This window comes from Rheinheimera sp., assembly GCF_020217005.1.
Classification (GTDB): Bacteria; Pseudomonadota; Gammaproteobacteria; order Enterobacterales; family Alteromonadaceae; genus Pararheinheimera.
Window position 1 is genome coordinate 1 of sequence record NZ_JAIWOI010000001.1, and the last position, 10,000, is coordinate 10,000.

Sequence of the window (10,000 nt, forward strand, 5' to 3'; positions counted from 1 at the left end):
AACGCAGCCAACAAAGCTGCGGTTTTAATTTCGCAGTGCGCAGCGCAAAGGAGTTGGTGTTGCAGCGCGGCGGCAAGGGCTAGAGACCCCGGAGCATAGTTGCCTATGTGACCGGGGCGAAAGAACGCAGCCAACAAAGCTGCAGCGCCAAATACGAAGCGCTTAGTTCAGATGTTCGCTTTGCAACCAATTCATCAGCTCTACCGCCGGCATTGGTTTAGCAAATAAATAGCCCTGAATAAGATAACATTGACGGCTGCTGAAGAAAGCCAGTTGCTGTTCTGTCTCTACACCTTCAGCAACGCAACTCATACCTAAGCTGCCAGCCATGGACAAAATGGCTTCGATAATGGTTTCATCGTCGGGATCTATGCCTATGTCTTTGACAAAACTACGGTCAATTTTTATGGCGTCTATGGGCAGCTCTTTTAAGTATTTTAGAGAAGAGTAACCTGTTCCAAAGTCATCCAGCGCCAGTTGAATCCCCAGTTCGTTTAATGCCTGCATAGTAGTAATGGCTTTTTCGTGGTCCCGCATCAGCGCACTTTCTGTGACTTCGTAGCGCAAACAGGAGGCTGGCAATTGGTACTTGTTCAGCAGTTTTTCTGTGTGTTCTGCCAAAGACAATTGCTCTAAATGACTGGTGGATAAATTGACAGACAAATACAAATCCAGGCCAGTCTGACGCCATTGCTGTAAATCGGCCAGAGCCCGTTCCAACAAGGACAGCGTCATAGGAATAATCAAACGTAAATCTTCGGCCATAGGAATAAATTCTGTAGGCGGGATCAGGTTCTGCTTATGATACCAACGCATTAGCACTTCAACGCCTATCACCGATTGACTACGGCAATCCACTATAGGCTGGTAATAGTTAATAAATTCACCGTCTTTAAAGGCTTGCCTTAACTGGGTTTCTTTCGCCAGCTGCATATGAGCTTTTTCGTTCATCTCAGCAATAAAAAACTGGAAATTGTTACGGCCTAAGTCTTTGGCATGGTACATCGCGACGTCAGCATGTTTGAGCAGCGAATTGGCATCTGTGGCATCGTCCGGGTAAACCGCTATGCCTATGCTGGGGGATACGCTGACAGTGTGGGAGCCTAATTGCATAGGTTCACCAATGGACTGTAGCATTTTGCGCGCCACATGGCTGATGTTGTCATCGTTTTTATAGCTTTCCAGCAGCACGACAAATTCATCACCGCCCAGACGGGCTATAGTGTCGGTTTCTCTTAAGGTAACCCGCAAACGCCTGGCCACTTCCTGCAGTAACTGATCACCTACATCATGACCCAGCGAATCGTTCACCTGCTTAAATTTATCCAAATCGATAAAACACAAGGCCAGAGATTTTTTCGCTCTTTTCGCCTGTTCAATGCCGTGTTGAATACGGTCCATCAGCAGAGTACGGTTAGGTAAGCCCGTCAGTGAGTCGTAACTGGCTAAATAACGTAATTCTTCTTCTGCTACTTTTTGTGCTGTGATATCGGTGAATACCAGAACAAAAAATTCTACTTTATTCACATCACCTATAGCGCTGACGTTAATCAGGGTAGGGCGCTCTTTGCCATCAGGTGTATGGACCAGCTCTTCGCCTTGCCAATGCTGATTCACTGTCAGGCCACGCAACAACGCTGTGTAGAATCTGCGACGTTGTAAACTGATACCCAAATGATGGGTTTTAGGGCTGATCAGGTATTGGTCAACAGAACCAAATACATCTGCAAAAGATTGGTTGGCGGCAATAACACGTTGGCTGGCGTCTAAAATAACAACCCAGTCACGGGTTTGTTGAAACGCTTCACCAAAGAGCCGTGCTTTTTCCTGATTCGCTCTGGTCTCAGTGATATTGCTGAAGGTACCAATGACCCGCTCAGGCAGACCTTGTTCGTCTACTTCTGCAACTTTGCCTATGTCTCGGAACCACAGCCACTTGCCCGTTTTGTGCTGCATACGGTAGGTGTGATCAAAGGTCTTATCCGGTGTCTGCATCAATTTTTGCCAGGCGTGCTGATAGGCATCTTTATCGTCCGGATGCAACAATGACAGATGCTGGCTCATCGCCAAAGGATTTAATGCTTCCTGATATCCCAGCATGCTGTAGATCCTGGATGCAAACATAATATTTTTTCGGGCATGCCATTCCCAGGCTCCGCTGTCGATCGAATCCAGTGCTTGTTTTAAACGCTGTTCACTGGCTGTGACTTTGGCGTGAGCCATTTTCAGCATGCGTTGTTGTTTTTGCCGGGTGCGAAGATAAACCAACATGATCACCAGACTAACAGAGGCATACACCATATAAGCCCAATGACTCAGCCAGGGCGCCGCTTCCACTTGCAGGCGCAAAGTGGCAACCTCGCTTTCAAGGCCTGTCACAGGAGATACTGCCACCACGTTGAACTGGTAATGACCAGGGGTGAGTTGTGGAAACATCACTGAGCTGGAGCTTTGCTCTGGGAAAACCAGTCGTTGCGGGCCATCCAGCCAATACCGGTATCGCATTTTACTACTATCGCGGAAATTCAGACTGGAATAGCTGATAGTTAACCCCTGGCTGTCATAAGGCAAGGTAAAAAACTGGCCTGATAAATCTGTCATCGGGCTTTTCACCGGGGAGGACAATAGATCCAGCTGAGTGATCACAATACGAGGCTTACGTCTGGGCTCAGTTAACTGAGCAGGAGACAATAAATTCAGGCCACGAATAGAACCAAAAGCCATTTCACCATTGCTTAAGGACTCACTACTTTGCAGAATAAATTCATTACTGGATAAACCATCTTTTTTACTGAACTGTTCTATATGCAAAGTATCCACGTTTAACGACGAGATACCTTGCTGACTGGAGTACCAGATATGCCCAAGCTGATCTCTGGTGACAGAGAACAGTACATTGGTACTCAGTTTGTTTTTGCTATGGAAGTGGTGCTTTAGCTGCATAGAGCTGACGTCAAAGGCCAGCAAGCCAATGTCTGATGCACTGAACCAAAGTGTATTATTTTTATCCAGCGCCATTTGATCGGCAAAACGCAAGCCAAAAGCCGGATTGGCTTCGGCCTGATACAGCAATTTTAACTCTGTAGTTTTTTCGTTGTAGAGCCAGATCTTTTCATAAGCAGACAGAACCAGCCAGTCTGGCTGCTCTGGCCATTTGCCTAAAATTACCCTGACGTCGCTGGCAGGTAGCTTTTTAGTTAACTCTGTCAGTTGTTTTAGTTCGCCAGTCTCGGGCTGGTATTGAGAGATACTCTCATTAGTTAAAAGATAAAAATCCTGTTGTTGATTTAACCAACTGCCAGGGCGTGCATCAGCCAGTATGGCTTTGTCTGTCTGGTCCTGTAGCAAAGGAGGTTGTAGCTCTTTTTGCTCAACGGAAAAATAATTTAAGCCGCTGGAAGATAAAAACCACAAATCCCCGCTTTTTCTCATCGTCAAATTCAGGATCATACTGGTATGCCAGACCGCTTTGGGGTCAGGGTTGACCAAAAAATGTTGTACTTGTCGGGTTTCAAGATTAAGCAAATTTAAGCCATTGCGGCTGCCCAGCCAGAGTTCTTCCCGGCTTTTCTCAGCAATAGAAGTAATTTTGTCATTACTCAGTGCATCAGAGCCTGTCTGACTAAAACTGCGGATCGCCTTGCTGCGAGGGTGCCAGTAATAGGCTCCGTCAAATCGACTACCCAGCCAGTAGCCTCCCTGATCATCCTGCTGCAAAGCCACTACATTGTCGTCCGACAAATTAAAGTTGCTTTCGCTGAATTTAAGCACCAGCTCCGTGCTTTGTAATGATGGAATGTAACGTAGCAAACCCCGCTCAGTACCCAATAATATCTGGTCTGGTTGTCTACTTATCTGCCAGATGTTAGGTCCTGCGATCAGTTCTCTGCTGGTCGGGATTTGACCTGTGTCAAGGAAGCTTTGAATGTCGTCCAGTTGCAGTTGATACAAACCTTCGACAGTACCTATCAGCAGTTGGTTGGCATCAATGTTTAATGCTTTGGCGTGGCGTTGATAGTCCGAGCCCTGGCCTGAAGGTAAATGCGGCACCAGTTTAAGTTTTTGGCTGATTTTGTCATAAATCACTAAGCCTTCGCTGGTACCCAGTAATATCCAGTTTTTGTAATTTAATAAAGTTCGGATAAAGGCCTTTTCTAAACCAAGGTCAGCGAGTGTGGCTAACAAAGCTAATTGTTTAGTGTCGGTCTGGTAGAGGTATAGTCGGTTTCTGCTACTGAGCAATAAATTATCGTTATCAGCCTGAGCCAGATTGAGAAACCTGTTGTCCAGCGTCATTGTTCCCGGCACTGTGCCGTGCAAAAACAGCTCAGCTTTGACCGGATCAAAAGAATATAAACCTGAACGAGGAGCTAAAGCCCACAGTCGTTGTTTCGAATCTAACAATAGCTTGTTAAAAGTCAGACTCTGCAATTGTGGTGAATTTGCCCCAATCAGCAGATTTTTGTAGCCGTCGTAGCGATTTAAACCTGCGTCCGTTGCAACCCATAAAAAGCCCTGCCGGTCGAGCAATAAGTCGTTTACTGAGCCCTGAGATAAATTCTGGTCCGGAGTTAACGGCTGCAATAGCGGCGCTGCCAGAGAGAGTTGGCAAAAGCAAACTAGCAGCAACAAGCTGCACACATAGCGCAATAAGGCTAACACAGGCAAAACGATTCCTCAGTAGGTCGGTTGTTATTGTTATAGGTTCAATCTGCCGTAAGAAGCCCTAGAAAATACAGTGAATAGCGCTTAAAAGTCCAGCACAGTTCCAAAGAATTTTGCAAAAATAACCAGCTTGTTAATAAATAAGCAACAAGCTTTGTAACAGACTGAAAATAAATACAATAAATGCTAAGTACAGTTGAAATTGCCGGTTGAGTTTCAGTGCTGCAATCAGATGGCCAGCGACAGGCAGGCTTGGAGGTCCCAGTCTGTCACGTTTAATCTTCTGTTGCAGATAGATTGCAGGACCAGCCAGATTGACCTGCAATGCCTGTACTAAAGCACCCAGTATCAGCAGATGAGGTAAGCACAAATTTAGCCGGAACGCTGCACGCCATTGCCGTAGTGTGCCAGTCACATCAGTCAAAAAGGCTAATAACAGTGCAGTGATCAGACAGGCAGGAAAGCTGGCCCATTGAGTTAACACAGCTGCAGGGCGGCCAAAATAACGAAAGTTGCTTTGTTTGTCGTTCCATTGCTGATTACAGAGCAATAGCAGGCGATAGGCAACAGCTGCCAGACCACCCCCTATCAGAAACCAAAAACTGACACCTACCCACTGTTTCGCCGTGCGAAGCCACAGCATTTCAATAGTAGCTTTGCATAAACCTGCAGTGCTCAGGCTTTGGGTTTGTCTCAGGACTAAAGGTTGCAATAAATCCTTGGCTCTGCTGTTTTGCTGTTGACTGATAGCCAGTGTTATTTTGTGGCTTTGCTGGCGGTAATGCACAAAATCCAGACAGAAATACAATAACAAAGCATCAAGCAGCAGCGGCCAGTCGGATAACCAATACAAGGGCGCCAGTAAAGCAAGGGTTGGTAACAACACCAGTGCCATGGCCAAACTACCAGAGATCAGTTGCTGGCTGCTGGCCCTGCCAGGGTCCGGATGAACCTTAGCCGCCAGCTGTTTCGCAAAGATACTGAAAAAAGTGATTGGCTGATAATCTTGTGGGAATAGCACCAGACTGCCAAGCAACCAAACGCTCAGCAGTACCAGTGGATAAGCTGAAACCTCAGCCAGCCAGTACGGCATTTAGCTAAGCTGAACCGTTTTAAGGTTTTTCAACAATTCCAGCACCATGGCTGAACTGTTTTTAGAGGCGATTTCCAGATAGGCTTCAAAAGAGCTTGGCGACTCTTTGCCGGCTATATCGCTTAAGCTGCGGATCACCACAAAAGGCGTGTTCAACTGATGGCAGGCCTGGGCTATAGCTGCGCCTTCCATTTCTACGGCCAGCATAGTAGGGAACTCAGAGCGGGTTTTGGCGATACGTTCAGGCTGGCACATAAACACATCACCTGTAGTGATCAGGCCTTTTTTCGTTTTGCAAAAGCCTAAGGTTTTGATGCTTTGCTCCGCAGCACTGATCAGTGCCGGATGGGCAGTGAAGCCAGCTGGCATGCGCGGCACCTGACCAATTTCGTAACCAAAAGCAGTAACATCTACATCGTGATGACGCACTTCAGAAGAAATCACTACGTCCCCAACATTTAACTCAGGGTCAAAACCACCTGCTGAACCCGTGTTAATTACGCAATCTGGTTTGAACTGACTGATTAATAAAGTGGTGGCTACGGCTGCAGCTACTTTACCTATACCAGATTGCACTAATACTACGTCGGTATCGGCCAGACGACCCTGATAAAACTCATAATCTGCCAATTTGACCATGGTCATATCGCTTAATTGAGCTTTTAAAATTGCAATTTCCGGCTCCATAGCGCCGATAATACCTACAAGTTGCATCTGCCGATCCTCAAAATATGAAAGGGCAGATGATAGCATCTGCCCTTGCCAAATTATACCCGTCGTACTTGAAGCTGCTGCTTTGTTACCTGCGCTTCACAGCCCCAGTCACATAGTGCTGCTATGCTCCTGGGGACTGACTTGCTTGTCGCCGTGCTGCAACATCAATGACTTAGGGTAAGAGATCTCAGTTTGATTTGTGAATAGCTATGGTTTTGGCTTGCTGGTTATTGGTCAGGGTGCCCGCTTGGTAATCACGGATGGCCTGTTCAATTTCCTCTGGCTTATTCATCACAAAAGGACCGTATTGCACCACTGGCTCTTTGATAGGTTTCGCCGCAAGCAGAATAAAACGGGCTTTGTCTTTGGCTGAAACAGTCACGCTGTCACCATCTGTCAGTACAGCGCCGTGATGATTAGGCACTTTTAAACCTTCAACAAAAACTTCGCCTTCAAAAGGATAAACATAAGCGTTATGACCAGTTGTGACCGGAAACGTCAGACTTTGGTCTGCTTCTAACTGCACATCCAGATACAAAGGTTCTGTTGAGAGGCCAAAAATTGGACCTCGAATGGTTTTGCCATTTAGCACAGTTTCACCAGCCAAGACTTTAACAAAACTCTGAGCTTTTAACTGCAGCAATGGGATATCCGCAGCAGGAATATCGACATAAGCGGCTTCTTTCATTTTTTCTGCTGCCGGCAAGTTGATCCACAACTGGAAACCACGCATCAGGCCAGACTCCTGTTGCGGCATTTCAGAGTGAATAATGCCACGACCAGCTGTCATCCATTGCAAACCACCACTGGTTAAATGGCCCTGATTGCCGAGATGATCTTCATGCAGCATGTGGCCGTCAAGCATGTAGGTCACAGTTTCAAAACCACGATGTGGGTGGGGTGGAAAGCCTGCAATATAGTCATCCGCTTTGTCGGAGCCAAAAGCGTCCAGCATTAAAAAGGGGTCCAGCCGTACGCCCTGGCTTTGCCCCAGACTACGTTTAATTTTTACGCCAGCACCATCGGAGGCCAGCATGGCGGGGATCAGTTGTTTTAAAGTACGGGCTGTCATCTTTATTTCACCTAATAGGAGTTACTTGATAATCCTATTAAAACAGCTCTTTTATCGAAGCAATAGCGGATTGTTTTGTATGCATCATTCGAAAAATTTGAATGTTCCCCCGTCGTCCTTGAAGCTGCAGCTTTGTTGGCTGCGCTCTCTCACCCCAGTCGCATAGACAGCTATGCTCCCGGGGATTCGTTTACTTGCCGTCGCGCTGCAACGTCAATGACTTAGGGGACTTTTGTCGTCCCTGAAGCTGCAGCTTTGTTGACGAAAGGGGGGATTCTAAAGGTCGCCCCTACGGATCAATTGCCTTCTAATTGAAACAAGCCCAATGCCAAAGCCGTGTTTTGTTCGTGCTTTAATAACCAGTCTTTACGCTCTAAACCACCAGCGTAACCCGTTAAAGTGCCATTGGCCCCTATTACTCTGTGGCAGGGCACAATAATAGTCAGTGGATTACGGCCATTCGCCGCTCCGACCGCTCTGACCGCTTTGGGGTTATTCAGCGCCTGGGCTATATGGCTGTAACTGCGAAGCTCTGCAAAGGGGATTTTACTCAGTTGCTGCCAGACGGCTTGTTGAAAGTCAGTGCCCACTGCCGCCAGAGGCAAGTCAAACTGCTGCAAATTCCCTGCAAAATATGCATCAAACTGAGCTTTGCAGTCGTGCAACAGCATATCGTTGCTCTGATCCGGCGCCTCGCTGTTGTCTCTGAATAACACCGACTCTATGCCCCTGGCATTGGCCGTCACCACCAAAGGCCCTAAAGGTGTGGCAAATTGCAGTTGTTTCATGTTGTTGTCTCCTTTAAAGCAGGACGGGATAAACTAAACCACAGCTGAAAAGTTGCGTAACTGCGCCAGGGCGCCAGCTGCTCCGGTGTGATATCACCATGACGTTTTAAGGCTTTTTGCACACCTAAATCCCCCCCTAACCAGATATCCGGATCGGCAAGGCCACGCATTTTGCTATAGGCCACAGTCCATGGCCCTATACCTTTGAGTTTGAGCCAGTCATCCGGTGTGCTTTCAGGCTCTGCGATCACTGTCGTCGCCAACTGCTTTAAGGTGTCGCGTCTGGCTTGTGGCACTTTAAGCATCAGCAATTCGTTTTGGCTGATGGCTTGTGGCGTTGGAAACAACTTTTTCTGCGGGTCATCAGGTAAAGGTTCTGCTAACTCAGCGAGTAAACGATTCAGTTGAGTACGGGCTCCCTGCACGCTGACTTGTTGGCCTAAAATAGCCCGCACAGCTGCTTCAAACGGACTCCATAAACCCGGTAAGCGCAAACCAGACTCCAGCTCTTCAGCAAACACTGGCGCTAGTTGCTGTTCTATCTGCGGCATATTGGCATCTAAATCAGCCAACTGGCGTATACGTTGTAGCACAGACGTCAGCTCCTGCTGGCTGGGCCAATGCAGCTTTAATAACATCAGGCCAGCTTTGATTGGGCTTAATTCAAACCAACCATGCACAACACCTTGTGCAGTAGGCCAGCTAAAAGTCCGGCCATAGGCATCGCCATTCACCCATTCCATGCCGTCCAGAGTGCGTTGCCGCCAGAAATCCAGTTGGGCTTGCCAGTTCAGTGGTGGCCTATAACTCAGTTGTAATTCAATCACAGTGGAGTGTCCTGTCGTTTTTTTACGCCGGATTTGGCTTGGGCTGAGCAACAGTTGCTGCTTAAAGGCATCGTTAAAACGCCTGATGCTATGAAAGCCACACAAGGCTGCGATCTGATGTACAGGCAAACTGCTTTGATGCAATAGCTGTTTTGCTAACAGCACTTGCTGGTACAAGGCATATTGTTTAGGTGCCACCCCCAGATGTTGCTGGAAGAGTTTACGTAAATAACGCTCACTAATGCCAAGACGGGAGGCTAAAGCGGCTTGATCGCCATGCACTAAAGCACCTTCAGCAATCAGCTTTAATGCGCGCCTGACACTGGTTTCTACGCCAAGCCAGGCGGGCGATTGAGGCGCACTGTCGGGTCTGCAGCGTAAACAAGGTCGGTAACCCGCTGAAGCAGCAGCGGCGGCACAGGAGAAATAAGTCACCTGATGTTCAGCCGGAGCTTTGGCCGGGCAAATAGTGCGGCAATAAATCCCGGTGCTTTTTACTGCAATAAAAAACAGACCATCAAAACGGTTGTCACGCGATAAACGGGCTTGTTGGCAGACCACAGGATCCAGCATGGCAGAGGGCTCTTATGCAATTAACTAAACAGAGTGTACCTTGAGTAAAAGAAAAAAGCTGGCCGGATCCGGCACTGAAACGGACCTTATTTTCTGTCGCTTTCACCGCAGATGCGATGCAGCCTGAACAGAGGCAGCTATAGTTGAATCAGACCTTTACTGCTGCAAACGCTGTACCCCCGACATGAATGTGAAGGAAGGCCGTATGGAACAACACCTTAATGCCCCGCCAATTACAGAGTCAGACCAAGACAGAGTGTTGTTTGCT

6 protein-coding genes are annotated in these 10,000 nt (G+C 47.5%); all 6 read right to left on the reverse strand.

Features of this window, described 5'->3' with window-relative positions; all coding sequences use genetic code 11:
- Positions 1-162 precede the first annotated feature (162 nt).
- Positions 163-4,662 carry an EAL domain-containing protein gene (locus LDL40_RS00005; protein WP_300992375.1) on the reverse strand — a complete coding sequence of 1,500 codons (4,500 nt, stop codon included), beginning with the start codon at positions 4,660-4,662 and terminating at the stop codon, positions 163-165.
- Between the two features lie 136 nt (positions 4,663-4,798).
- Entirely contained in the window at positions 4,799-5,758 is a 960-nt protein-coding gene (locus LDL40_RS00010; RefSeq protein WP_300992361.1) for a cobalamin biosynthesis protein, read from the reverse strand.
- Positions 5,759-6,472 (reverse strand): 5'-methylthioadenosine/S-adenosylhomocysteine nucleosidase, encoded by a 714-nt coding sequence (mtnN, locus tag LDL40_RS00015; RefSeq protein ID WP_300992363.1) that lies wholly within the window; start codon positions 6,470-6,472, stop codon positions 5,759-5,761.
- A 187-nt stretch (positions 6,473-6,659) separates the two neighbouring features.
- Positions 6,660-7,544 (reverse strand): pirin family protein, encoded by an 885-nt coding sequence (locus LDL40_RS00020; RefSeq protein WP_300992365.1) that lies wholly within the window; start codon positions 7,542-7,544, stop codon positions 6,660-6,662.
- Between the two features lie 296 nt (positions 7,545-7,840).
- Complete coding sequence (locus tag LDL40_RS00025) at positions 7,841-8,332, reverse strand: methylated-DNA--[protein]-cysteine S-methyltransferase (RefSeq protein ID WP_300992368.1); 492 nt, start codon at positions 8,330-8,332, stop codon at positions 7,841-7,843.
- A complete protein-coding gene (locus LDL40_RS00030) occupies positions 8,329-9,732 on the reverse strand; it encodes an AlkA N-terminal domain-containing protein (protein WP_300992371.1) in 1,404 nt (467 codons plus the stop codon). The genes LDL40_RS00025 and LDL40_RS00030 overlap by 4 nt, the downstream gene beginning before the upstream one ends.
- Positions 9,733-10,000: the final 268 nt, after the last annotated feature.